This is a genomic window from Limosilactobacillus albertensis (genome assembly GCF_014145555.1).
In the GTDB taxonomy this organism is placed as follows: Bacteria; Bacillota; Bacilli; order Lactobacillales; family Lactobacillaceae; genus Limosilactobacillus; species Limosilactobacillus albertensis.
This window is the reverse complement of sequence record NZ_JACIVD010000073.1, coordinates 1-24,504: the sequence shown is the minus strand read 5'-3', so window position 1 is coordinate 24,504 and position 24,504 is coordinate 1. Positions and strand designations below refer to the sequence as shown.

The window sequence follows — 24,504 nt, the reverse complement described above, 5'->3', positions numbered from 1 at the left end:
AATAAAATGAATGATTGGAGGGATTCTTGGATGGGAACCGATTATGATCAACTTAAAGCAGCTTTAAAACAGCCGTCATTAAACGCCAAACTCTTTTCTTCAAAGTTTGGTTTAGAGGCAAAGAAGCACCGAATCTTGACTAATGGGCGGGCAAGTCGTTATCCATATCCTGAAAATCTGCGTTCACGGCAATATAATATTTATTTGAACTCAGGCTTTACAGATGACATGATGGATTTTGAAACTGCGCCGGTTGTCGGAGCTAAGAATGCAGTACGTCAGTTAAAAATGTTAGAGCAGATTGCAATTTCAAATTTACGAAGTGACGAACGATTATGGCCGCTAAGCATGGCACCAGGCCCAACTTATCAGCATGATTTGGAATATTTACAAACTGCTTTCACTAAAACATGGGATCAGCAGACTCATGATTATTTAGGTAAAAAATATGGTATTGTTCAAGAAATCTTAGGAGATGTTCATGTTAACTTTGGCTTAGATGATGAGCTAATCAACGAACTTTACCAGCGCTTTTATGTGGAGCAGTATCCTAATCGCATCGACTTTCAAAATCACCTATACTTCAAATTGGCACAAAACTTTTACCTTTACCAATGGTTGTTTACGTACTTATATGGGGCAAGTCCGGTTTCAACGGATATGCCGCATAGTATTCCTGAAGACCTACAGTTGCCTGTTCGGAGTTTGCGTTGCAGTGATTATGGGGATGATAATTTTGCTGATGAACAGGTTACCTATGCTTCATATGATCAGCATTTTGCAGAACTAAAACAGTTCATGAATGATGGGACCTATTATAGTATGAAGGAATTCTTTGGCCCGGTTCGTTTACGACGTCATAATACACGGGATATCGATGATGCTCTACGCAAGGGAATCAACTACCTTGAATTTCGTAACTTCGACCTTGACCCCTTATCACGAACGGGAATTAGTGATGATACGATTAATTTTCTTGAATTGCTGCTTTTAAATAGTATCCTTTCACCATTGCCGGATGATTTGCCTGCAAAACTAGCAGAAGCGAAAAAACGGAATAATGAAGTGGCGTTGCAAAAGCCAAAAGATCAACTGCCATGGATGCATGAAGCTGCGATAAAATTAATTGCAGAATTACAAAATTTCATTATTGAATTTAACGCGCCCCGTGAGTATCAGCTTGCTTTAAAATTTGTTCGTCGTCGGGTAGATGATCCATCTTTAACAATCAGTGGCCAGTTAGCGGACCAACTTGATGATGGAGATTTATTATCTTTTGGGTTGAAGATTGCAAATGACCGTTATACCAAAAATATTAACTTCCAGCATCCGCTACAAGCCATTAGCGATGCATACTCTGATGATGTTCAGCGGCTGGTTAAAGCTGCAATTGAGTTGGGAGTTCAAGTAGATTTGCAACCCGGTCAAGTAATCTTACATGTAGGTGATCATGAGGAAAGTTATGATGCGCAGGCAGACTTTGATTTTTCAAAGGGTGCTCGTGATGTAATTATTAGTGACTTTCCAGAAGTTAAAGATTTTCAAGAAAAATAATAATGTAAAAAGGTCCAGATTATTGATGATTCAATGCTCTGGACCTCATTAGCTAGAATTTTAATTTTAGATTATTACCTGGGAAATAGAAAGAAGATCTAAAAATGAGAAAAATTGGAATCATTGGCCTTGGACATGTGGGCCAACTGCTTGCCAATCAGCTAGTCATGAATGGAAAAGTTGACGAACTGGTATTGATTGACGAAAAAGATCAATTAGCGGTTGCTATTCAAGCTGATTTAAATGATGCTCAAACGGTGCTTGCCGTACACACAAAGATAATTATTCAGGACTATGCTGCCTTAGCAGATGCAGATATTCTTATTACGGCCTTTGGTAAGAGTGCCCTATTAAAGCAGCAACCAATGGCTGAACTGGAGACCAGCTATCATCAGGCACGAGAGATCGGCAATAAGATTTTTAAAAGTGATTTTAGCGGGATCCTAATCAACTTAACGAACCCTAATGAAGCTATTACTGCCGTTCTCCAGCAGTCAGTTGGCTTACCGCAAAAGCAAGTAATTGGGATTGGCACCGTGGTTGAAACATCCCGCCTTTATCGGGCAATTGCGGAAGCGGCAAATGTAGCAGCTGCAAATGTTACTGGCTTTGTTTATGGACAACATGACGGACACCAGGTATTTGCATGGTCAACAGTGCGGGTTAACGGACAGCCACTAACAGCTGCAATTAATGGCCACCATCTTGACCAAAGCCAGTTAAAGATTAAGGCTAATCTTAGTAATTGGTATACACTTGATGGTTTAGGCTATAATGTAAGTGCTGTGACAGCGTGGACATTACGGATTATAACGGCTATTTATGCTGATGAACAGTTGGCTTTACCAGTTGCAATTTATCAGCCGCAATATTCCACGTATATTAGTTTTCCCGCGCTAATCGGTCGTCAGGGAATAGGCAACTTGTTACTGTTGAAGCTTTATCCTTTAGAAGATGAGGAAATAAAAAGCGCCGCAGCAACAATCAAACATCAATTAGATTCCCTAAAAAATATTGAAGGAGAATAATTAATGATCAAACGAATTGCAGTATATTGCGGAGCACGCGATGGGAATGATCCTGCGTTTAATCATGAAGCTCAACGTTTGGGTAAATGGTTAGTCAGCCATAACATCGAATTAGTTTATGGTGCTGGCGCTTTTGGCTTAATGGGGACTTTAGCACGAACAGTTTTACAAAATGGCGGAATGGTTCATGGGGTTATTACCTCAGAACTAGCTGAGCGTGGTGCTATTTATAATGAGTTGCCGGATGTAAGGATCGTCCCTAACATGGATATTCGGAAACAAACGATGATGAGCCTTGCCGATGGATTGCTGGCGTTTCCTGGTGGCTTTGGAACGCTTGAGGAAATTAGCGAAGCAGCTTCATGGACAACGGTTGGAGATAATAACAAACCAGTTACGTTCTACAATTTTAAGGGATTTTATGATCCGCTGCTGGATTTGTTTAAGCAAATGAATAAGGCGGGTTTTGTTGAGGATCCTTATTTGAATAGTGTTTATTTTGGTGATCAATTTGACCAGATTTTAGCATTTATGCAGTCTTATAAAGCCCCCGCTCATCGGCAATATACTAAAAAATTTAAAAATAAAAAACGCTGAATCACAGCGCCAACCTTATTTTAAGGGGTGAATGGTGTAAACTTGATCATCAGCTTCATCAGTTAGTGAAACTGGTCGTTGTTCATTTGCTCGGATAGTAATATGGTAACCAAACCGATCAAGGAAAACTAACTTATCAGGCTTGATCTGTTGAACCGTTGCTGGAATAATTTGATTATCGATACCGAGCTTTAATTCAGGAGAGATTGTTATTTTATGAGAGCGATCTCGTTCTTTATCATAATATTGCCATGTGCCGGCATAAAAGATAGGCAACGAAATCGTACTATTGCTTTTCTTTGCACGACTGAACCCTAAAGTACTAGTGAGTCCAGCCATTAGTCCCGCGCCGAAAAGTAACATTCCTTTTTTCCTCATATTTTATCAGTCTCCTCAATTAAGTGATAAGTCATTTATAACATAACTAATTATACACACATTTCTATTATCAGAAGATTTCATTTCTGTTAAAAACGCGCAATAATTGTTAAAATTAGATGTAACCAAAGAAATAATTGAAAAGGAAGAGTTGATTTTATGCTAAAACTTGGCGTTATTGGAACACATATTATTACTGATCAGATGCTAGATGCAGCAAAGACGACTGGTAAGTACAAGTTAACAGCAGTCTATTCGCGGACATTACAACGGGCTGAAGAGTTTGGTAAGCCTTATGGTGCTACCGAGTTTTATGATGATCTTGACCGTTTCTTTGAAGACGGTGACTTTGAAGTAGTGTACGTTGCTTCACCAAATAGCTTGCACTATCAACAAGTACGAAAAGCAATCGAAAATGATAAGTTTATTATTGTTGAAAAGCCGGCTTTTGTTAATCCGAGTGAATACAGTGCGATTGAATCTTTGCTTGCTGCCCATCCTAAGGCACGGTTGGTGGAAGCGGCTCGGCATATTCATACAAAGATCTACCAAGCTGCTTTGAAGAAAGTAGATGAGATGAAAGACCATCATGTTCAGGGTGCAACCTTGACTGTAATGAAGTATTCTTCACGTTATGACAAGGTCTTAGCTGGCGAAGAACCGTACCCGAATATTTTTACTCTTAAGTATGCGGGCGGAGCATTGATGGACCTAGGAGTTTATGCTGTTTACGGTGCTGTAACGATTTATGGCGAACCTGAATCAGTTGTATACTTCCCAACCCTTGCTAAGACCGGGGTAGATGCAAAAGGTGTCGCAATTCTTAATTATGATAAATTTACCGTTACATTAAACTTTGGGAAAACTGCTAACTCACACCTTGATTCTGAAGTTTACGGATTAAAGGATACATTGGTATTTGACAGTATTTTTGATACTACTAAAGTAACTTACTATGATGCAGATCAAAATGCGCACCCAATTGAAGCACCAGTTGAAAAGAATTCAATGACTGATGAGATGAACGATTTTGCGGATCTTTTTAATAATCCTGACGATGAAGAAGAAATGAAGAAGTACAAGCACTGGTTAGAATTATCAAAGACTGTAAACTCAGTGATGTATTCCTTACGCCAGTCTGCCCAATTAGTTTTCCCCGCTGATAACGATCAAGAATAGGATGGTTTAATTTGATCGAACAATTTCAAAAACACTTTGATGAAAAATATAAGCAACCGACAGCAATTCAAACTGCTGTTGCTCCGGCATTACAAACCGACCAATCTGTCCTTGGAATAGCACCAACTGGTTCAGGCAAGACCCTTGCTTTTACGCTACCGCTTTTGCCTAAGATTATGCCAGGCGAAGGAACCCAGTTATTGGTTCTTGCACCTTCGCAAGAATTAGCAATTCAAACAACAAAAGTAATGCGTGAATGGGCATCCTTAATTGGAGTTAGTGTTCAATCATTAACGGGGGGTGCTAACTTGCGCCGGCAGGTTATGAAGCTTCATCAGCATCCTGATGTTGTTGTTGGGACACCGGGGCGAGTTCTGCACATGCTTGATAATCATCATTTAAAACTAGGGCATTTAATGACGATGGTAGTTGACGAAGCTGATGATATGCTTCAAGATGATACGCTTGCAGTAGTTGAAGATATTGAACGTGCGACACCATTGTCTGCTCAATTAGCATTCTTCTCTGCTACTAAGTCACCGGTTTTAGATGAGTTAAATGTGATGTTTGGTCGTGACATTGAGGTTATCGATGTTCGTGATGAAGATACATCGCAAGGACCTGTTGAACATGGTTATTTAAGTGCTCGGACCAATGCGCAAAAAACGGCAACATTACGACGATTAACCAGTATTAAAGACTTTCGTGCATTAGTATTTTTCAATAGCACGCGTACGCTTAATTATGCAGCTAGTCGTCTTCGCCATGAGCACATTCCCGTTGCAACGCTTGGTGGTAAGCAAAAACAAACGCAACGAGAAAAAGCAATGCGGATGTTTCGGAAACGCCAAATTAAGTTATTGTTAACTACTGATTTAGCAGCGCGGGGGATTGATATTCCCAAGCTACCAGCAATAATTAATTTTGACTTGCCAACCGCCTTGAATACTTATATTCACCGCGTTGGCCGAACTGGACGGCAAGGTGAGCCGGGATTAGCGCTTAGCCTAGGTGATGATCATGATATCCGTGACCTTAAGAAGTTGCTCGCCGACAGCGATTATGAGCTAACAAAATTATATGTCGGTGATAATAAATTAACGAAGCAAAAGCCGGAAAAAGGGCAGCAAGTAGTTTCAATTAATAAACAAGCTAGTCGCCATTTGCAAAAAGAACAATTAACTGGTGAACCACGCTTGCAAAAGAAAATGGATAAGACGCTTAATGGCTTTTCAAAACCGAAAAAACGACGAAAAAAGAAGAATCGGAAAAACAAAGGTATTCGACTAAAACACCGTCGTCAAAACGGAGAAAATTAAAAAAGAATGATTATCGTCTTTACGAAGTGCTCCGTAAATGCGATAATATTCTTTGACTTGGTCCTATAGTATAATTGGATAGTACATCCGCCTCCTAAGCGGTCGATTCCGGTTCAAATCCGGATGGGACCATTAATTGCCGACGTGGTTGCTTTGTAGAGTAATTACGTCTTTTTTTATTGCAGAAAATTATAAAGTTTCTTAAACTGGGAGTATGACAGTAGAAAGGGGAGTGGAGGATGCAACCGCCATATAAGGTTATGTTTTTATTCGGCACGCGGGCTGAGGTTTTGAAGTTGGCGCCAATTATTAATCTTATGCACCGTGATACCGAGACGTGGCAGACAGTGCTTGTTTCAACCGGGGATTCTCAGCTATTAAACGATACGTTAGCATATCTGAATTTTAAGATTGATTTTAGTGTTGACGCATCTAATATCGCCAGCACCAATGAAGTTGAGTTATTAAGTCAGCTTTTGCATAATTTAAATAACGTTATTAATGCTGGACAGCCTGATATGATTCTTGTGGCTGGTGACGCGACGACGAGTTTGGCTGCCAGCTTGATTAGTTTTTATCATCATATCTCACTTGGGCACGTTGAGGCTGGTTTGCGTACTTATGAACGATATTCACCTTTCCCAGATGAGATGCATCGCCGCCTTACTGATAACTTAGCTGACCTTTACTTTGCACCAACTACAAGGGCGCGGGATAATTTGTTACAAGAGCATCATCCAGCTAAACGGATTTATGTCACCGGCAATACTTCAATTGATAATGTTAACCATACTCTACAAGGCGATTTTACGCATCCTTTACTTCAAAAAATTCCAGAGAATCATTGCATTTTATTGATGACGATGCGTCGCAAGGACAATATAGGATCACCGATGAAACGGGTTTTCCATACGATGCGTGACATTGTAGAAACAAATAGTAATGTTGACTTGATATTTCCTATCTATCCTTATCCGGAAGAGGTATCGCTTGCCAATGAGATTTTAGGTGATCATGAGCGAATTCATCTTATTGAGCCGTTGAATCATCATGACTTTTTAAATATTGCTGCAAGGAGTACGATTTTACTTACCGATTCGGGTGGTTTACAGGAAGAAGCGCCAGCATTGCATCGTCCGCTTTTACTCTTACGGGATGAGACAGAGCGGCAAGAAGCAGTTAGCCTTGGCGGAGTAAAGATTGTTGGGACAGACCCGACCACGATTCAACAAGCAGTTTTTGAATTGTTAAATGACGAAAAAAAGTATCGGCAGATGGAACAAGCAGAAGTACCATTCGGGGATGGTCACGCCAGCGAGAAAATCCTTAAGATCATTGCAAAATATTTACAGCTTAAATAGAAAAGCCTTCATTATATAAAAATGGCATCTAGAGTCCGCTATTGAACGCTAGATGCCATTTGTGCATACTCTATTTATCTGCAATGTCACGATTATCTTTGAAAATTAACCACTTTGAGAAAACATAGTTGGCAATTACAACAATTACGTTATCAATAAACTTAACGATAAATTGTTGGAGGGGAGTATCAAATTTAAGAACTTTAATACCAACGTAAGTAATAATTAAGTCAATTACCAATGTTAGTCCCCGATAGAAAAAGAAGCGTAAAATCTCAACGATAAAGTCACTTATGGTCGTATAATGCGAGCCGAATACCCAGACCTTATTAGTAAAATATGCAACTAAAACGGATGCAAACCAAGCAATTACGGTAGAAAGCGCAACGTTCCAGTGTAATCCCGGACTTAGGATCTGGAATACTGCTAAGTTAACCACCGTTGTTACAACGCCCCAAAATAGGTAGGCGATGATTGACTTATACTTTTCCCATAAATCCTTAATCATTAAGTTTAGCCGCCTTTTCTACTAATTGCTTAGCGAAAGCATCAAGTTTTTGAATATCTTCCTCGTCAGGTGCAAGGTTAACTTTAACATTTTCAGCGCCCTTAGTTGCACCGGTTTTCGCAAGTGCATCACCAAATTTATCAACAGCAACACAGAAATCGTCGCCATAGAAAGTATCGCCTGAGCCAGCGACTCCATAAACTTTACCTGCTAATTGTTCTTCTTGCAGGTCTTCGTAAAAGTCAAGGCCTTCTTCTGGTAATGCTCCTTCATCATAAGTATAAGGGCAGATCACGCAAATATCAGCGTCTTCAAAGTCAGCTGGATCAGCCATGGTCATTTCAACTTCATCGACTTCCGCACCTAAATCTTCTAGTGCGTCCGTGATAATATCCGCAACGTCTTCATTATTACCAGTAATCGTTGCGTATACTACAAGTGCTTTTGCCATTTTATAACCTCCATTTAATTCTTAACGTTCATATAGTATAGCACGGTTTACGATATCACGGCAGACAAGTGGTATACTATTAATGTTAGATTGTAAATAAGGAGCAGATTGCGAAAATGATTAGTTTAAAATCACCTCGAGAAATCGATGCAATGGAAAAAGCTGGGGCAGCCTTAGCAGGAATGCACCTTGGCTTACGAAAAATTATTAAACCAGGCATCTCAAGCTGGAAGATTGAAGAATTTGCGCGGAAATACTTCAAAGCAGCTGGTGCTAAAGCAGAACAGATTGGTTTTGAAGGCTACAAGTATGCTACTTGTGTCAGTGTTAATGATGAAATCTGTCATGGGTTTCCCCGCAAGAAATTGATTTTAAAGAAGGGTGACCTTGTTAAAGTAGATACTGTTGTCAGTGTTGATGGCGCTTTTAGTGATTCTTGCTGGTCTTATGCCGTTGGTGAAGTTTCCCCTGAAATCCAAAAATTAATGGATGTAACCAAGAAGTCATTATTCATGGGAATCGACCAATGTATCCCTGGCAACCGGATTGGTGATATTGGTGCTGTTATCCAACACTATACAGAGGATGAAAATGGGTATGGAGATGTCCGTGAATTCGTTGGTCATGGTATTCAGCCAACAATGCATGAAGATCCAATGGTCCCGCATTATGGTGAACATGGTCAAGGTATTCGCCTTCGTAATGGGATGACGATTACGGTAGAACCAATGATTAACACTGGTACTTGGGAAGCGGATACCAGTGATCCGAGCGGCTGGCTTGCAAAGACGGCTGATGGGGGTTGGAGCTGCCAATATGAACATACCTTGGTTATTACCAACGATGGTCCTAAGATTTTGACTTCTCAAGATCCAGAAGCAGATGCTGATTACATGTATGATGATAATTATGCTAAGTACCTTGACCATTACCGTGAGATTGCGGAAAAAGTGGCAAAACAGTTTGAATAATTTAAATTAACAAAAGGGTTAGAAAACTACTATTGGTCTTCTAACTCTTTTATTAATGCTTAATCATATTGGTGCATGTATTTTGAAAGACGCTTCAATCCCTCTTTTAGTGTTGCTTCAGGAGCACAATAACCAAGGCGGACATGCTCAGGAGTATCAAAGGCAGTTCCTGGTACTAGGAGAACTCCCTCATCGTGTAGGAGATTTTCACAAAAAGTATGGATATCAACGGGAACGTCAAGTTTAGGGAAAGAAGTTGAGACCGCTTGCGGCATAACAACGCTTGCACGGTCTTCATGTTCAACCCAATCCTTGTAAATTGCGAGGTTGCCAAGAACCAGCTTTCGGTTGCGGGCTAGGACTTGGTCGCGGTGACGGAGGACATAAGTAGCGAGCTGGTCGTTAAATACCCCGCCGCAAATCATTGTATAATCACGGAACTTGCGGAAAAGATCTGCTAATTCAGCGTTAGTAGCTGTCCAACCAATTCGCACGCCAGGAACGGAATAGGTCTTAGAAAGCGAATTAGTTGAAATTCCTTTATCATAAAGATCAATAATTGGTGTGAACTCTTCTGGGTGGTCAAGTGGTAGGTAGACTTCATCGACTAAAATATAAGCACCGACAGACTTAGCAATATCGACAACCTGCTCAAGAAATTCCTTATCAAGAACGGTCCCGGTTGGATTATTAGCATTGTTTAGGCAGATCATCTTAGTGGTTGGCTTAATGAGTTTCTTCAGTTCTTCAATTCGAGGGTACCAATCATCTTCTTCATGAATATGCCAGTAGTCAACATCAGCGCCCAATGACTTTGGAATATCATACAGTTGCTGATAGGAAGGGTACTCTGCAATTACATGATCGCCAGGATTAATGAGAGCGTAAAGGGCTAAGATATTTGCCCCGGTTGCCCCATTAGTCTGTAAGATGTTTTCCGGGTCAACATGTTGATAAAGTTTGACAACTTCTTTCTTGAATTCCGGTGATCCTTCAATCCAGCCATAATTCATTTGCTGCTTATCGAGCATCTCATAAAATTCTTGACCATTGTGTCCGTCAAGATTTAATAAATCATGCATACTAAGAGAAGCAATTGTACTTTGTGAGATATCATAAGTTGCACTTTTTTCCCATTTGTTTAACCATGCTTCAACGCCAAAATGTGCTATTTCAACCATTTTTATGTCCTCCTTAATTAATCGAGATTGTGCCGTTAATAACCAATACTAAGGAAATTACAGCAAAGATTGCGATAATTCCCATTGCCCACTTTTCTTTTTTGGAAATTACGTGGTTAAATTCTTTACATGCTTGGATATAGAAGAAAAATCCAGGAATGAATCCAACCGAAACAACCATTACTTCTTTCCACCCTGAAAGAACCATTGCCATCAATTCAAAGAGGGTCGCAATTAAACCAATAATGAACTGGCCCCATTCTTGGTGTTGCCAGCTGTACATCATTTGATAGATTCCGACGAGTAGGTAACAAATCAAGATTGCAGCAGTACACAAGGTGTAGGCGAAGTTATAAGCATATGATGTGAATAGTAGCGAAAAGAGGAAAATTGATTGCAAAATTCCCGTGATAACTAAAGCACGAGTTGGCGCCTTTTTATCATTTACTTCACCCCATGATGTTGGAAGGGTTTGATCATCTGCCATTAACATTAGTGATTCAGCTGGAAGCATTGTCCATGAAAGCCAGGAGACTAATACAGAAATAATTAAGCCAATACTAATGAGGGCTGCACCCCATGTTCCGACAAGGTGTTGCATGATGGCACCAAGGGCAGGTTGGCCGCCAGCTGCTAACCGGGCCCGCGTCATGACTCCATATGGCAAAATTGAAACGACAATGTAGATAACAAGCAAGCTAATTAGGCCAAAGATTGAAGCCCGTTCAGCATCGGTCCGTGTTTTAGCCCGGCTAGAAAGAACTGAGGCACCTTCAACCCCGACGAATAGCCACATCATTACCATAATAGAGGCTTTTATTTGGTCAAAAATTGAGCCGGTTTCAACTTTTGATCCTAGGTTTTCTGTCACATTACCCCAAAAGTCAGCCGTGAAGATTCCGGCCTTAAAACCGAGAATGACACAAATAACAAAAACAACTAAGGGGATGATTTTACAGATTGTCCCGATTGAATTAATGAAGGCAGCTGATTCAATCCCACGGTTAACTAAAAATGTTAAGAACCACGTTAAAATAATTGCAACAATAATTGAGAATAAGTTCTGTCCATTTGCAAATAAACGTGGGAAAAATGTCCCCAGGGCACTCATCGTAATCGTAGCAAAAGCAATATTACCAAGCCACGCGGAAAGCCAGTAAGCCCATCCGGAAATAAACTCGCCTAACGGACCAAACGCGGCAGCTGCATAGCTAAAAATACCTGAATCAAGGTCTGGTCGCTTTTGGGATAGGTTTGTTAGCGATAAGACTAAGGTTAAAACACCAATACCAACAATCACCCATGCAACCATCGCTGGTCCGGGAGCGGCCGCACTAGCTAAATCACTCGTTATTCCAAATACTCCGGAACCAATTGTTGAACCGACAATCAAAAGGGTTAGTTCCATTGTATTAATACCTTTTTTCTCACTCATTTACTCCACCTCACAATCATATATTAGAGTGAAAAAATCACGGCTTAATTATATCAATGCTAGAAAACGCTATCAATACTATTAAGGTTAAATGTGAAATTAATTATTAATTGGTAAAAAGGGCATACATCATTTACAGCTAAATATACAAATGTGCGAATAAATTCGTGAAAAATAGCATAAAAATACAATAAATGGTATGAATGTAATGTGAAATTTCGTAAAAGCCTTTTCTTTTTTTAAAAGACGACTATACTAATAATTATTAAATAGTTTCTTATTTTTATTTAAGAATTTTAAGCTTTGGAGGCATTATTTTGGACGAACAGAGTGGTAATAAGAAAATGATTACTACCTTTGGACTAGTGACGATGATCATTACCGCCATTTTTGGTTTTGGGAATGTTTCAAACGCCTACTTGCAAATGGGCTATGGTAGTATTATTTGGTATGCGCTAGCAGGGATTTGTTTCTTCTTTCCTTGCGGTTTAATGATGGCAGAATATGGTTCAACTTTTAAGGATGCTAAAGGTGGGATTTATTCCTGGCTTGCCGGTTCAGTTGGCGAACGGATTGCCTTTGTCGGTACTTTCGTATGGCTTGCGTCCTGGATCGTGTGGATGGTATCGACTGCTTCACGGATTTGGATTACTTTTTCTGCATTGCTTTTTGGTAAAGATACAACCCAGCAATGGCACGCATTTGGACTGACATCTACTCAATTGATTGGAGTGTTAGGGATTATTTTAATTCTCGGTGCAACCTGGTGTAGTTCGCGGGGAATGACAGCAATCGCCAAAGTTGGTTCACTTGGTGGGATCTTTACAATCGTTGTTAATGTTATCTTTGTAATTGTCAGCATTATCGTTTTAATCGCTGATAAAGGGATTTTAAAGCAGCCGATTCATGGCGCTTCAACTTTTATTACTTCGCCTAATCCACAATTCCAAACACCAATTGCTATTATTTCATTTGTTGTTTATGCTATTTTTGCTTATGGCGGGATGGAATCATTGGGTTCAGTTACAGATAGTATGAGGAACCCTGAACGGACATTCCCGCGGGGGTTAATTATTGCAAGTATCTTTACAATCGGTACCTATGTCTTAATGATTTTCATGCTCGGTTGGTCAGTCAATTACCAGCAAACTTTAACTAAGAGTAGTGTTAACCTTGGTAACGTTACTTACGTTGTCTTTAATCAACTAGGGGTTACCATGGGTGAATCGCTTGGCTGGTCTCACAGCGCGGCTTTGACATTTGGGGTCGTTATGACGCGGATCGTTGCTTTTGCACAAACGTTAGGATTCTTGGGCGCATTGTTCATCTTACTTTACTCCCCAATTAAAGCTTTCATTCTTGGTTCAAACCCTAACTTATGGCCAAAGAAACTGACAAAGCTCAATAAGGCGGGGATGCCTGCTAATGCAATGTGGCTACAAGCTACCATTGTCTGTGTAATTGTCTTCCTTGTTGCCTTTGGGGGTAATGCAGCCCAACAGTTTTACTTGATTTTGACGGATATGGCGAATGTTTCGACTTGTTTCCCATACATCTTCTTGATCGGGGCATTCCCATTCTTTAAGGCTAAGAAAGATCTTAATCGGCCATTTGTTGTCTTTAAGAACCGCTTTTGGACAAATGTTTTAGTTTGTTTTGTTGAATTAATCTTGATTGTTGGGATTGTATTCACATTCGTTCAACCATTGATGGACAAAGATTATCAAACAGCATTCTGGACACTTGCCGGACCAATCTTCTTCGCCATTGTTGCGCTGGTCTTCTACCAAATTTCGGCTAAGCGTAATCATGTTGAAGAATAACGATTAATAATGATATAAAAAATCCTCTAGTCAGTGGTATATAGCCATTGGTTAGGGGATTTTTGGGTATTCCTTATGATAAAATAAGATGCAAAAGATAATTGATTTTGTGTTTTCAGTATAAAGTGGCGAGTGTTGCAAATTTGCAAGATAGTATGTGAAAGGATAGAAACGAATGAAAGATAAAGAGTATCAGCAGTTACATGATTTACCTAAGGAATTAGATGATTATAATGTTAATATTGCTGCTCAATTTACTCAATCTAAGATACAGGGTCATGGTAAATTTACTGCAAATGAAAAATTCGTAGTGATTCAAAATCGCAAAGGACATCATAGAAAAAACAACCTGACTTACGTACTGCGGAGTAAGAAGGGGTTGATGATTCGTATTGATATTAATGGGAAAACACATGAGCATATTCCTACACCACATGTTCATATTTTTGATGAAACCCATAATAATGGTATTGATGCTATACCGCTGTCAGTTTTTAAGAACTATCCCGATTTATCTGATGATGCAACGAGATCATTAATAGCATTTTTAGATTACAATAATTTTGAAACCCAAGGATTGACTTTTTCACAGAATCTTGTATAGGAGGTGCAAAAATGCCCCTAAGCACTAAAGAACTACTTAATAATTACTATCGATTTTTAAGCAAAAGTTATCAGATTAATAAGCTAGATGATACTGATGAGATTATTACTCCTTTTACAGATAATATTGGTGATAAGATTACTCTTTATCTGTCGCGAAGCAAGGATAATAAAATTAAATTAGACGATGATGGTTATACCTTAGATAATTTAGAAATGATGAATGTCAATTTATCAGATGCACGTCAACAAGTACTTAGGAAAATCTGTAGTCAATATGAAGTATCGTTGTCCGATGATGGAATTTTATATAATACTGGTACGACTGCAGACTTTCCAAGAATGAAATTAAATATAACATCAGCAATTTTAAAAATTGGTGATCTCTCTTTTACACAACATTCTCAGGTTAAAAAAATGTTTGTTGATGATGTAATTGCTACTCTAAACCAAAATGATCTAGGGGGTCTTCCCAGCTATTTTATGGGACGTAGCGGTGTCAAGTATAATTTTCCGTATGTTGTTGCGCAGCAGAAGACACATCCTTTAAAAATTGTTGATGTTACTAATCATATTAATAATAGAAATATTATGCAGACTGCCTTTCAATTTTCAGATATTAAAAACAATTCATCATTTCAATATAATTCTCCTAAACTAATGCTAATTTATAACGATAAGATATCTTCACCGAGCGATCAAGCATTAAGAATTGCTAAAGATATAGGCTTTATGCCAATGCCATTTAGTAAATTAAGCAGTATAAAGAAACAATTAACAGCATGAAAGAAGGCGCTAGAGTTCAGCTTTACCGAGCACTAGCGCCTATTTTGGGGTGATATATCATTTGCGAGTTTTAGCAAAACCGTTGCGTAGTAATAATGTAATATTTGTCGGGGAGGCATTTTGTTATAATTAAACCTATAAAATATTTTCGGAGGTTATTATGGACAAGGAACCGGGCAAAGGTAAAACTTTTATTGCGTTATTAATTCAACATATTACAATGGCCCAGATTTCAAGTTCTGCTGCTGTTTTGGCATACTATACTTTATTATCTATTTTTCCAGCAGTGATGGTGGTTGGAAATTTACTGCCGATGATTGGAATTGATGCCAAGACGATTTTAGCCTACCTGTCAACTGCAATCCCTGAGTCGGTTTACGATTTTATCCAACCGCTGATTTATGATTTCTTACGGCGCGGGAGTGGTGGGGTCTTAACAACCGGGGCCTTGATTGCGCTATGGTCCACTAGTCAGGGTATTGCCGCTTTTCAGCGAAGCGTTAACCATGCTTACGGAATCGCCGAAAATCAAAATCCCGTAATGAACCGGATTGTTTCCTTTATCTGGATGATCGTATTGCTGGTGGTTATCTTTATCATCATCATTTTGTACGGCTTTGGGGAACAGGTTCTTAAAAGTATTCAGCCGATTTTTAATTTCCGGCGCGATTATATTGCCCTGTTTAGTTCTTTGCGTTGGCCGGTAACTTTTGCGGTGCTGTTCATTGCTTTAACATTGTTGTACTATTTTGTGCCTAATGCGAAGGTGCGGTTGCGGTATGCGCTGGCTGGATCGTTTCTCTCTTCATTACTATGGATGGGATTATCGCGACTGTTTTCTTTCTATACATTAATATTTAGTCATGGTGTGATTTCTTATAAGACGATTGGAGCCTTTATTGCAATGATGATATGGCTTGATTTTTCGGGCTATATTATCATGTTGGGGGCTGCGTTAAATGCTGCTTTGCAAGAGTGTCATGAGGGTGAGTTGCACGCTAAAAAGCACTTTTGGCAGTTATTGGAAAGAAAAAAATAAAATGGAAACCGGAAAATTTCCAGTCTCCATCATTGAAATCTTTAGTATACTTACTTAGTTTTTACTTATGTTCATCATTAAAGATAACAGTTGAAACGGTGTCAACGTATTTTGCAGATACAGGTAATTGGTAAAGTTCTTCACCATCCTTAACGAAAATATGTGTTTGAGCGATTTCTTCCATTGCCTTCCGAACTGTTTTAGCATCGAGATCGCCACTGGCATATGATAGCTTTAATGAGTGCTTTTTACCAAGACTGCCTTTAAAAGTTAAGTTTAATGTACGCATATGTTATTCCCTCCACTGATTACTTGTTCATTGTGACTTGATTAGTAACGATGATATCTGCATCAAGGCATTTTTCCGCGGTGAGCATTTCAATCGCAGAGCTAAATCGTGCAATCTGATCATTAGTAACACCATCGCTAGCATTATTAAAGGGATGTTTAACGCCTTTGGGATGGTCATTATTAGTGATAGTGAGTTGGATTTTGGCGGATTTGAAATTACGAACCATTTGCATGATAAAAACTTCCTTTGCTTGATTTACTTTGTTAAGTAGCGGCCACTGCTTACACCTTTATAAACGGTTGAGAACAGAAAATGTTAAGGAGAAATTTTAAAAATGGCAAAAATTTCTAAAATTGAAGCACAAAAACGGAAGGGTCGGTATAATGTATATCTTGATGGCAAGTATGCATTTCCGGTTGCCGAAAGCGTCTTAATCCAATTTCGTTTAATGAAGGGAACGGAATTAGATGAAAAACAAATTGCAGCGATTACGACGGCTGACCAGCAGGCCAAAGCATATTCTCGAATGTTAGACTACCTTTCTTATCAAATGCGGACTGAGAGTGACATTATAAAGAAGCTAAAAGAGATCGACACTCCAGAAGAGTTTATTGAGCCAATTCTTAGTAAACTCCGTGCGCAACAATTGGTTGATGATCATGCTTATGCGGATTCTTATGTGCGGACCGTGATGAATACGGAATTAAAGGGGCCGACAGTTATTCGTCAGCATTTACGTCAGAAAAAGATCGGTGAAAATGATATCGATGATGCGTTAGTTCAATTTACTATCGAAGACCAAGCCGAAGTAGCAAAGAAATTAGCGTTAAAGCTTTTTCGGCGTTACCGCAATCAACCAGAGCGACGACGAGCGCAAAAGGTACAGCAGGGACTAATGACAAAAGGATTTACCAGCAATATTTATGACATGATCAAGGATGAAGTGGTTCCACAGCCGGATACTGAGCAGGAAAATGAATTACTAGTTAAAGAAGCTGAAAAGCAATGGCATCGTGCTCGCCGTTACCAGGGTTATGAACGAGAACAGCACTTTAAACAATCAATGTATCGAAAAGGCTTTGACCTTGATGACGTTCAGGCTTGGCTTGATGAGCATGAATTATAATAATCGCTTTCCAAGATAGGGAATAACTGGTATTATTTTAATGATTATGTTTAAAAACTATTAATTAGGAGTACGACAGTGAATATTAAAATCTTAGTGGCTGTCCATAAAAATTATCGGATGCCAGATGATCCTATGTATTTACCAGTCTTTGTTGGTAAAGAGATTCACCCGAGTGTAAACCATACATTTCAAGGTGACAACACGGGAGATAATATTTCAAAAAAGAACCCTCATTATAATGAATTGACGGCCCTTTATTGGGGATGGAAAAATCTTGATGTTGATGCATTGGGATTGGTCCACTATCGTCGTTACTTAACGATGGGCCACTCAAAGGACTTATCAACAATCTTGAATAAGGAACAAGTTGAAGAATTATTTAAAGATGCAGATGTAATTTTACCTAAGAAACGGCATTATTACATTGAAACAAACGAGTCCCACTACCTTCATGTCCATGAACATGAGCCGCTTGAAATAACTCGCCAAGTCCTAAAAGATAAGTATCCGCAATATTTGCCAGCCTTTGAAAAAGTGATGAAGCAAACTTCCGCCCATTACTTCAATATGATGATCATGAAAAAGCAACCGTTAGATGAGTACTGTACATGGTTGTTTGATGTTCTTGGTGAAGTGGAGAAAAAAGTTGATTATTCTAACTATACGTCCTATGAACAGCGGGTCTTTGGCTTTTTAAGTGAACTGTTATTAGATACATGGTTGATGACAAATCCACAGTATAAGACGGTGGAGGTTAACCGGGTATTTCTGGAAAAGCAAAACTGGCCACTAAAGATTGCCAAGTTCTTGAAACGTAAAGTCACTGGACATGGTGAACACTAACGATTGGAGAAATAAAAATGCCCAAATTATCAATAGTTGTTCCTTGTTATAACGAGGAAGAAGCTATCCCGCTTTTTTATCCGGCTGTTGAGAAAGTGGTTAAAAAAATGCCGGTAGAGATTGAGTATTGGTTTGTTAATGATGGGTCAAGTGATGGCACATTAGCTGAAATGAGAAAGTTGCATAAACAAGATCCTGAACGGGTTCATTATGTTTCTTTTTCCCGTAATTTTGGAAAGGAAGCAGGACTGTACGCTGGGTTACAGGCAGCTACTGGGGATTACGTAGTTGTAATGGATGCCGATTTACAGGATCCACCAGAATACTTGCCTGAGATGTATAAGGATATTTCAACTGGTGAGTATGACTGTGTGGGGATGCGGCGGACTGACCGGAAAGGTGAGGCGAAGTTTAAGTCTTTCCTCAGTGACCAATTCTATAATGTTATTAATCGGATTTCCGATACGAAGATTGTCTCTGGGGCCCGTGACTATCGGATGATGACCCGGCAGATGGTTGATGCAGTATTGTCATTGACGGAGTATAATCGTTTTTCGAAAGGAATTTTTAACTGGGTTGGCTTTAAGACCAAGTACCTTCCTTATAAAAATGTTGAGCGAGTTGCCGGAACGACTGATTGGTCAACTTGGAAACTGTTTAAGTATGCGATTGATGGAATTACTGACTTTTCTGAAGCCCCGCTGGCAATTGCTACGTGGGTTGGCGGTTTTACTGCCTTTATATCTGTTGTTGGAATGATTATTGTCTTAATCAGAAAAATTATTGAACCGGCAAGCAGTGCTTTTGGTTGGGCTTCAATGGTTTGTATTATCTTGTTTCTTGGCGGTATCCAATTATTATGTTTAGGGATAATCGGCCGCTATATTGGTCGTATTTATATGCAGACAAAGAAACGACCAATATATATTATTAAAGAGAAAAAGTAGGATTGAGGATCATGAATGAGAAGGTAAAAATTAAACAACAATCTAAGGGCTACCTTTTCTGGAAACGGTTCTTTGATATTACGTTATCATCATTAGCAATGATTGGGTTTAGTCCAGTCTTTCTGACTATTTTTATAATGAATCGGTTTGGTGATAATAAAGGTCCATTATTTTATAAGCAGGAACGAATTGGTTGGCATGGCAAACCATTTAAGATTTATAAGTTTCGTTCAATGATTGTGAACGCGGATAAGATTTTAGAAAATGATCCAGAAATGTATGCTAAGTATGTTGCCAATAACTATAAACTGGAGCCAGAAGAAGACCCACGGATTACTCGTTTAGGTCGATGGTTACGGAAAACATCAATTGATGAAATTCCGCAGTTTATCAATATCTTGCGTGGTGATATGAGCATTATTGGCCCTCGCCCTATTGTAAAAAAAGAACTTGAAGAATATGGCAATCGGGTTGAAAAGTTTTTATCAGTAAAACCGGGTGCAATGGGATTGTGGCAATCGAGTGGCCGGAGCAACATTCCATATCCAGAACGCTGTGATGTTGAATTAGAGTACGTCGATAAGGCTTCACTTGCTTTTGATACAAAGATAATGTTTAAGAACATTATTAGTATTTTTAAGCGTGATGGCGCGTATTAGTTGCAAGAAAACGTTTTCTTTGATTGCGTAACGATTAAAAATGAATTATTAACAATTGTTACAATTAAGTTAAATATATATATCCGGATAATTACGAAAGTCTCTAAAGGTTGATTTAACAACCCTTTAGAGGCTTTTTTAGTAGTTTGCAACAAAACAATGTAAACAGTATGATATTAATCGTTAGAAAAATTTAAGTATTCAAATTTCAATTCGGTTTTATCTTTAATGGAGGACAAGCTTATTTTTAAACCTAGTCATTTAAAATCAAAAGTTTTATCAACTCTTACTGTTTGTGGGGGAGCATTATTCTTATTAAGTGGGAATGCTGCAGCTGATCAAACCACTGATGCACAACAATCCACTACTCCTCAACAAGCAACTAATGAACAACAAACTAATGCTAAAGTTGATATTCAAGCACAAAATACATATAACGGTGTAGCTGTCAATCCGCAAGCAGCTACAGTTCAAGAGACAGAAAAGTATAATGTTGTTCCGGCACAGACAAATCAGCAAGAACAACAAGCGGTAAAAAATCCTAATAATTATGGTTATTTAGATTCTGTTAGTCTATCCAATAACCAACTTCAGGTCAGTGGATGGCAAGCAACTAACCAAGCTGAGGACAAGCCATATCATTACGTAATTGCCTATGATAATACTGCAAAGGCTGAATTAGGCCGCCAACAAGTTGAAAATGTAAGTCGCCCGGATGTTGCCAAAGTACATCCTGATGCTACTAATGCTGCTACTTCTGGCTTTAATTCAATAATTAAATTAAATACTGCTAATGAGGATTACACTAACCACTCAATTAGTGTAATTAGTCGTTACAGTGATGCTCAGAACGGTGAAGGTAACCGCGTAGATTACTGGTATCCTGCATTCACTTTTGACCAAGGAAACCATGCATATTTAGATGATATGCATACCGAAAATAATCAATTACATGTTACTGGTTGGAATGCAACTAACCAAGCAAGTAATAAGGATTACCACTATGTAATTCTTTATAACAAGACAAAGGGCCATGAACTTAGCCGTCAATTGGTTGATGAAAAGAATAGTCAACGTCCCGATGTTCAAAAGGTTTATCAAAATGTAAATAATGCTGCTAAGTCTGGCTTCAATGTAACATTTGATTTATCAAAGTTATCATTTGACGCTAGTGATCAATTACAAGTAATTAGCCGTTACAGTGATGCTCAAAACGGTGAAGGTAACCGTGTAGATTTCTGGTTTGCACCAACAAGCCGTGAAAACCAAGGTAATCTTGATAGTGCTAACTTTAGTAATGGGCAATTAGTTGTTAATGGATGGCATGCAAATGATGCATCAACCATCGCACCTAACCACTTCTTGATCCTTTTTGATCGGACTGCTAACAAACAAGCTGCTTCTCTTTCAGCGAGTCAAGTTAACCGTCCCGATGTTGCCAAGGCATTTGGTGCTATTCAAACTGCAGGTAAGTCAGGATTTACTGGCACATTTAATGCTAATGTCATTATTCCTGGTCACGAATATGCATTAGTTAGTCGCTATTCTACTTCTGCTAATGGTAACGGGGATCAAGGTCACTATGTAGACTATTGGTTTAATGGCCTTAAGTTCAATCAAGCACGCTACAGTGTAGATTCATTTACTCAAAATGATAAAGGATTCCATGTAACAGGATGGATGGCGAGTGACTTTGCGGTTAATCGTCCAAACGCTTATGTTATTTTACTTAATAATGGTAAAGAAGTTACTCGTAGCAAGGTTACTTTAACTGACCGTTCAGATGTAGCTGCTGTTTACCCAAGCCTTTACAACAGTCGTAAGAGTGGATTTAGTACTGATTTGATAGTAAATCCCGCAAGTTTAACTGGCGAACTTTCAATGATTCTACGTTTTACTGGTTCAAATGATGGTAACAGTAATTACACCGATCAAAATACTAATAAGTATGCTACTAATGCGGGTAGTTTTGATACGGTAAATGTTTCTGGCAACCAAATTAAGGTTGCTGGTTGGCACGCAAGTACACAAACTGCCGGAAAGGACTACCAATTTATTATCGTATTGGATCAGAATGGTCATGAATTAACTCGTCAAGCGGTAAATACAAAGGATATCACTCGTAATGATGTTCAAAAGGTATATCCATGGTTAGCTAATAGTGCTAAGTCTGGTTTTGATACTACTGTAAGCATTAACGATCAAATTAATCATAAAGTTGTTCGCTTGATTCATCGTTACTCTAACCAAGCTAATGGTGAAGGCAGTTATGTAGATTATTACTCAAATCCAGTTTCTATTCATTCAGAATTCCAAAATGAAAATGGAGCTACTTTCTACTACGATCCTCGGACTGGTGCTAAGAAGACTGGTTGGGCTAACATCAATAATAATAACTATTACTTCGACCCATCTACTGGTGCTATGTTTACTGGTACTCATACCGTTGATGGCAAATCCTATGACTTCGGTAGTAATGGTGTAGCAGTTGAAAATGATAAGTGGGGATGGCCGTTCCCTAACGTTGGCGAAGGTCACTTTGGCGGTGCACAGTTATTTGGTGTAAATCCTGGTGGACAATTCCGTCGAAATGGCTTCCATGATGGTCTTGACTTTGGTTCAATCGATCATCCAGGCTCAGAGGTTCATGCAATTCACGGTGGTAAGGTTACCCAAATTGGTTATACTGCTGGTTTAGATTGGTATGTATTAGTTGACACTGGTGAATACCTTACTGTTTATCAAGAAGCATTCTCAAACAGGAACAATATTCAAGTTCAAGTTGGTCAACAAATTAACACTGGCGATGTAATTGGTCGTCGTGATACGTCACACGTTCATATCGGTGTTACCCGTCAACATAACTTTAATATTGCTTTAGCTAACTCATTTAACAATAATGGTACTTGGTTAAATCCATTAGACTTAATTCGGAATGGTTCTAAGTAATAAAGGAAAGCTACTTATTGTTAATAAATAAGTAGCTTTTTTATAGGGGAATTTTGGGAGATAACAATGGAAATTAAAAAACACTATAAATTATACAAAGATGGCAAACAATGGTGCTGCATGGCATTAGCCGCTGCGGCCGTATCGGCTGGTTTAATGCTTGGCAACGCTAGTGTAAAAGCTGATACCGCAACGACTGCTAATCCACAAACAGAACAAGTGGTAACGCCAGCTGCTGATAGCACAAGTCAGACCACAGACTTAGCTGCTCAAGAAAAGGCAGCCCAAGCAAAGGATAATGGTAATTATGGCTGGCTTGATTCAGCTAACGTGGTTAATAACGGTAACTTACAAGTTAGTGGCTGGCAGGCTACCAACCAAGCGGCTGGTAAAGATAATCGGTATGTAATTGCTTATGACAGTACTACTAATACAGAATTAGGACGGACCAAGGTAAATGGAAATCTTGCTCGTCCCGATGTCGCAAAGGCTTATCCTAATGTAGTCAATGCTAAGGATGCCGGTTACCAAGCAACGATGAACAGTCTTGACTGGAGCAAGGTTAAGAATGTTGATGACCATCTTCAAATCGTTAGCCGTTACAGTAATGCTGCTAACGGTGAAGGAGACCACGTTGATTCTTGGTCGCAACCAATCAATTTAGATAAGAGCAACAATGCCTATCTTGATAATTTCAGTATTGTTAATAACCAATTACAAGTAACCGGTTGGAATGCCACTAATAAAGCATTGGGCAAGCATAACCATTACATCATCTTATTTGACCGGACTGCCGGTCATGAGTTAGCACGGCAAAAGGCAACAGCAGTTGCCCGTCCCGATGTCGCCAAGGTTTACCCGCAGGTAATCAATGCGCAAAACTCTGGTTTTAATGTTAGCTTCTCATTGGCTAATGTGGACTTAAATCATGAATTGCAAGTTATTAGTCGCTACAGTGATGTCCAAAATGGTGAAGGCAATAACGTTAATTATTGGTATGCCCCAAAGAAATTCACTCCAAACAATACCAGCAATCAAGGTAACCTTGATAACTTTAACCTTAGTAATGGGGAATTAACAGTTGCTGGTTGGCACGCTACTGATTATTCTCAAGTAGAAAGTAACCACTACTTAATTCTTTTTGATAAGAGTAACAATACTCAAGTAGCTTCAATAAAGGTTACTAATGTTGCCCGTCCAGATGTAGCGAAGGCTTATCCCGCCGTTCAAAGTGCTGGTCAGTCTGGTTTTAATGCTAGTTTTGGTAAAGTTAACCTAACTCCAGGTCACGCTTACCAAATCGTTAGCCGTTATTCAACTTTAGCTGAAGGCAATGGTGATAATGGACAAAGCAAGTTCACTGATTTCTGGTCAGCACCAGTAACATTAAACCAGCAGGCTTACAACATTGATAATTTCAGTGCGACTAAAGATGGCTTTAATGTAACCGGTTGGGTAGCTAGTGACCAGGC

The 24,504-nt window shown here is 39.1% G+C and carries 24 protein-coding genes and 1 tRNA gene; 18 read left to right on the top strand and 7 right to left on the bottom strand.

What is annotated here, in order from left to right; all coding sequences use genetic code 11:
• Window positions 1-30: 30 nt before the first annotated feature.
• From H5S41_RS10375 to H5S41_RS10365, 3 genes are all read left to right on the top strand, one after another.
• Complete coding sequence (locus tag H5S41_RS10375) at window positions 31-1,554, top strand: glutamate--cysteine ligase (RefSeq protein WP_182603255.1); 1,524 nt, start codon at window positions 31-33, stop codon at window positions 1,552-1,554.
• Between the two features lie 104 nt (window positions 1,555-1,658).
• Window positions 1,659-2,582 carry a lactate/malate family dehydrogenase gene (locus H5S41_RS10370; RefSeq protein WP_182603254.1) on the top strand — a complete coding sequence of 308 codons (924 nt, stop codon included), beginning with the start codon at window positions 1,659-1,661 and terminating at the stop codon, window positions 2,580-2,582.
• Between the two features lie 3 nt (window positions 2,583-2,585).
• Entirely contained in the window at window positions 2,586-3,179 is a 594-nt protein-coding gene (locus H5S41_RS10365) for an LOG family protein (RefSeq protein ID WP_182603253.1), read from the top strand.
• A gap of 15 nt (window positions 3,180-3,194) precedes the next feature.
• Here the strand turns inward: H5S41_RS10365 and H5S41_RS10360 are convergent, their stop codons facing one another.
• Entirely contained in the window at window positions 3,195-3,557 is a 363-nt protein-coding gene (locus H5S41_RS10360; RefSeq protein WP_153709991.1) for a DUF4828 domain-containing protein, read from the bottom strand.
• Window positions 3,558-3,716: 159 nt separating this feature from the next.
• Here H5S41_RS10360 and H5S41_RS10355 point away from each other — a divergent pair, with 159 nt between their 5' ends.
• The 4 genes from H5S41_RS10355 to wecB all read left to right on the top strand — a co-directional run bounded on the left by H5S41_RS10355 (window position 3,717) and on the right by wecB (window position 7,416).
• Window positions 3,717-4,736 carry a Gfo/Idh/MocA family protein gene (locus H5S41_RS10355; RefSeq protein WP_163704213.1) on the top strand — a complete coding sequence of 340 codons (1,020 nt, stop codon included), beginning with the start codon at window positions 3,717-3,719 and terminating at the stop codon, window positions 4,734-4,736.
• Between the two features lie 11 nt (window positions 4,737-4,747).
• Complete coding sequence (locus tag H5S41_RS10350) at window positions 4,748-6,055, top strand: DEAD/DEAH box helicase (RefSeq protein ID WP_182603252.1); 1,308 nt, start codon at window positions 4,748-4,750, stop codon at window positions 6,053-6,055.
• A gap of 59 nt (window positions 6,056-6,114) precedes the next feature.
• Window positions 6,115-6,187 (top strand) — tRNA-Arg (locus tag H5S41_RS10345).
• A 107-nt stretch (window positions 6,188-6,294) separates the two neighbouring features.
• Complete coding sequence (gene wecB / locus H5S41_RS10340; RefSeq protein ID WP_182603251.1) at window positions 6,295-7,416, top strand: non-hydrolyzing UDP-N-acetylglucosamine 2-epimerase; 1,122 nt, start codon at window positions 6,295-6,297, stop codon at window positions 7,414-7,416.
• A gap of 70 nt (window positions 7,417-7,486) precedes the next feature.
• Here wecB and H5S41_RS10335 read toward each other — a convergent pair whose 3' ends face one another.
• Together H5S41_RS10335 and H5S41_RS10330 are read right to left on the bottom strand one after the other, a co-directional pair.
• A complete protein-coding gene (locus tag H5S41_RS10335) occupies window positions 7,487-7,924 on the bottom strand; it encodes a GtrA family protein (RefSeq protein WP_163704210.1) in 438 nt (145 codons plus the stop codon).
• Window positions 7,917-8,375, bottom strand: a complete 459-nt coding sequence (locus H5S41_RS10330) for a flavodoxin (RefSeq protein WP_182597591.1) — start codon at window positions 8,373-8,375, stop codon at window positions 7,917-7,919. The genes H5S41_RS10335 and H5S41_RS10330 overlap by 8 nt, the downstream gene beginning before the upstream one ends.
• A 116-nt stretch (window positions 8,376-8,491) precedes the next feature.
• On the opposite strand from H5S41_RS10330, the gene map reads away from it, so the two are divergent.
• Window positions 8,492-9,346: a type I methionyl aminopeptidase gene (map, locus tag H5S41_RS10325; protein ID WP_163704208.1), complete on the top strand. Its 855-nt coding sequence runs from the start codon at window positions 8,492-8,494 to the stop codon at window positions 9,344-9,346.
• A 59-nt stretch (window positions 9,347-9,405) separates the two neighbouring features.
• On the opposite strand, the gene H5S41_RS10320 is transcribed toward map, so the two are convergent.
• Window positions 9,406-10,527 (bottom strand): aminotransferase, encoded by a 1,122-nt coding sequence (locus tag H5S41_RS10320; RefSeq protein ID WP_182603250.1) that lies wholly within the window; start codon window positions 10,525-10,527, stop codon window positions 9,406-9,408.
• Between the two features lie 13 nt (window positions 10,528-10,540).
• Complete coding sequence (locus H5S41_RS10315; protein ID WP_182603249.1) at window positions 10,541-11,962, bottom strand: basic amino acid/polyamine antiporter; 1,422 nt, start codon at window positions 11,960-11,962, stop codon at window positions 10,541-10,543.
• Window positions 11,963-12,279: 317 nt separating this feature from the next.
• On the opposite strand from H5S41_RS10315, the gene yjeM reads away from it, so the two are divergent.
• The 4 genes from yjeM (at window position 12,280) to H5S41_RS10295 (ending at window position 16,213) form a co-directional block, all read left to right on the top strand.
• Window positions 12,280-13,785, top strand: coding sequence for a glutamate/gamma-aminobutyrate family transporter YjeM (gene yjeM / locus H5S41_RS10310; protein WP_153710000.1), 1,506 nt, complete (start codon window positions 12,280-12,282; stop codon window positions 13,783-13,785).
• A gap of 175 nt (window positions 13,786-13,960) precedes the next feature.
• Entirely contained in the window at window positions 13,961-14,389 is a 429-nt protein-coding gene (locus H5S41_RS10305) for a DUF6978 family protein (RefSeq protein ID WP_182603248.1), read from the top strand.
• An 11-nt stretch (window positions 14,390-14,400) separates the two neighbouring features.
• Window positions 14,401-15,174: a DUF1828 domain-containing protein gene (locus tag H5S41_RS10300; RefSeq protein WP_182603247.1), complete on the top strand. Its 774-nt coding sequence runs from the start codon at window positions 14,401-14,403 to the stop codon at window positions 15,172-15,174.
• Between the two features lie 160 nt (window positions 15,175-15,334).
• The gene (locus H5S41_RS10295; protein ID WP_182603246.1) at window positions 15,335-16,213 is read left to right on the top strand and encodes a YihY/virulence factor BrkB family protein; all 879 of its coding nucleotides are present in this window, start codon (window positions 15,335-15,337) and stop codon (window positions 16,211-16,213) included.
• Between the two features lie 61 nt (window positions 16,214-16,274).
• Here H5S41_RS10295 and H5S41_RS10290 read toward each other — a convergent pair whose 3' ends face one another.
• Entirely contained in the window at window positions 16,275-16,502 is a 228-nt protein-coding gene (locus tag H5S41_RS10290) for a DUF2922 domain-containing protein (RefSeq protein WP_153710004.1), read from the bottom strand.
• Between the two features lie 19 nt (window positions 16,503-16,521).
• Entirely contained in the window at window positions 16,522-16,737 is a 216-nt protein-coding gene (locus tag H5S41_RS10285; RefSeq protein ID WP_182603245.1) for a DUF1659 domain-containing protein, read from the bottom strand.
• A gap of 102 nt (window positions 16,738-16,839) precedes the next feature.
• On the opposite strand from H5S41_RS10285, the gene recX reads away from it, so the two are divergent.
• The 6 genes from recX to H5S41_RS10255 form a co-directional block, all read left to right on the top strand.
• Entirely contained in the window at window positions 16,840-17,631 is a 792-nt protein-coding gene (recX, locus tag H5S41_RS10280) for a recombination regulator RecX (protein ID WP_182603244.1), read from the top strand.
• 78 nt (window positions 17,632-17,709) lie between these two features.
• The gene (locus H5S41_RS10275) at window positions 17,710-18,477 is read left to right on the top strand and encodes a DUF4422 domain-containing protein (RefSeq protein WP_182597585.1); all 768 of its coding nucleotides are present in this window, start codon (window positions 17,710-17,712) and stop codon (window positions 18,475-18,477) included.
• Between the two features lie 17 nt (window positions 18,478-18,494).
• Window positions 18,495-19,424, top strand: coding sequence for a glycosyltransferase family 2 protein (locus H5S41_RS10270; protein ID WP_182603243.1), 930 nt, complete (start codon window positions 18,495-18,497; stop codon window positions 19,422-19,424).
• 11 nt (window positions 19,425-19,435) lie between these two features.
• Window positions 19,436-20,083, top strand: a complete 648-nt coding sequence (locus tag H5S41_RS10265) for a sugar transferase (protein ID WP_182603242.1) — start codon at window positions 19,436-19,438, stop codon at window positions 20,081-20,083.
• 228 nt (window positions 20,084-20,311) lie between these two features.
• Window positions 20,312-23,032, top strand: a complete 2,721-nt coding sequence (locus H5S41_RS10260; RefSeq protein WP_182603241.1) for a M23 family metallopeptidase — start codon at window positions 20,312-20,314, stop codon at window positions 23,030-23,032.
• A 66-nt stretch (window positions 23,033-23,098) separates the two neighbouring features.
• On the top strand, window positions 23,099-24,504 hold a 1,406-nt coding region (locus H5S41_RS10255), incomplete at its 3' end, for a KxYKxGKxW signal peptide domain-containing protein (protein ID WP_182603240.1).

Coding starts and splice junctions, on each gene's coding strand:
- H5S41_RS10335 (WP_163704210.1), bottom strand. CDS start 7,924: ATGATTAAGGATTTATGGGAAAAGTATAAGTCAATCATCGCCTACCTA.
- H5S41_RS10355 (WP_163704213.1), top strand. CDS start 3,717: ATGCTAAAACTTGGCGTTATTGGAACACATATTATTACTGATCAGATG.
- H5S41_RS10285 (WP_182603245.1), bottom strand. CDS start 16,737: ATGCAAATGGTTCGTAATTTCAAATCCGCCAAAATCCAACTCACTATC.
- H5S41_RS10270 (WP_182603243.1), top strand. CDS start 18,495: ATGCCCAAATTATCAATAGTTGTTCCTTGTTATAACGAGGAAGAAGCT.
- H5S41_RS10320 (WP_182603250.1), bottom strand. CDS start 10,527: ATGGTTGAAATAGCACATTTTGGCGTTGAAGCATGGTTAAACAAATGG.
- H5S41_RS10290 (WP_153710004.1), bottom strand. CDS start 16,502: ATGCGTACATTAAACTTAACTTTTAAAGGCAGTCTTGGTAAAAAGCAC.
- H5S41_RS10305 (WP_182603248.1), top strand. CDS start 13,961: ATGAAAGATAAAGAGTATCAGCAGTTACATGATTTACCTAAGGAATTA.
- H5S41_RS10360 (WP_153709991.1), bottom strand. CDS start 3,557: ATGAGGAAAAAAGGAATGTTACTTTTCGGCGCGGGACTAATGGCTGGA.
- H5S41_RS10370 (WP_182603254.1), top strand. CDS start 1,659: ATGAGAAAAATTGGAATCATTGGCCTTGGACATGTGGGCCAACTGCTT.
- H5S41_RS10300 (WP_182603247.1), top strand. CDS start 14,401: ATGCCCCTAAGCACTAAAGAACTACTTAATAATTACTATCGATTTTTA.
- H5S41_RS10315 (WP_182603249.1), bottom strand. CDS start 11,962: ATGAGTGAGAAAAAAGGTATTAATACAATGGAACTAACCCTTTTGATT.
- H5S41_RS10265 (WP_182603242.1), top strand. CDS start 19,436: ATGAATGAGAAGGTAAAAATTAAACAACAATCTAAGGGCTACCTTTTC.
- H5S41_RS10365 (WP_182603253.1), top strand. CDS start 2,586: ATGATCAAACGAATTGCAGTATATTGCGGAGCACGCGATGGGAATGAT.
- map (WP_163704208.1), top strand. CDS start 8,492: ATGATTAGTTTAAAATCACCTCGAGAAATCGATGCAATGGAAAAAGCT.
- recX (WP_182603244.1), top strand. CDS start 16,840: ATGGCAAAAATTTCTAAAATTGAAGCACAAAAACGGAAGGGTCGGTAT.
- wecB (WP_182603251.1), top strand. CDS start 6,295: ATGCAACCGCCATATAAGGTTATGTTTTTATTCGGCACGCGGGCTGAG.
- H5S41_RS10375 (WP_182603255.1), top strand. CDS start 31: ATGGGAACCGATTATGATCAACTTAAAGCAGCTTTAAAACAGCCGTCA.
- H5S41_RS10260 (WP_182603241.1), top strand. CDS start 20,312: ATGGAGGACAAGCTTATTTTTAAACCTAGTCATTTAAAATCAAAAGTT.
- H5S41_RS10295 (WP_182603246.1), top strand. CDS start 15,335: ATGGACAAGGAACCGGGCAAAGGTAAAACTTTTATTGCGTTATTAATT.
- H5S41_RS10330 (WP_182597591.1), bottom strand. CDS start 8,375: ATGGCAAAAGCACTTGTAGTATACGCAACGATTACTGGTAATAATGAA.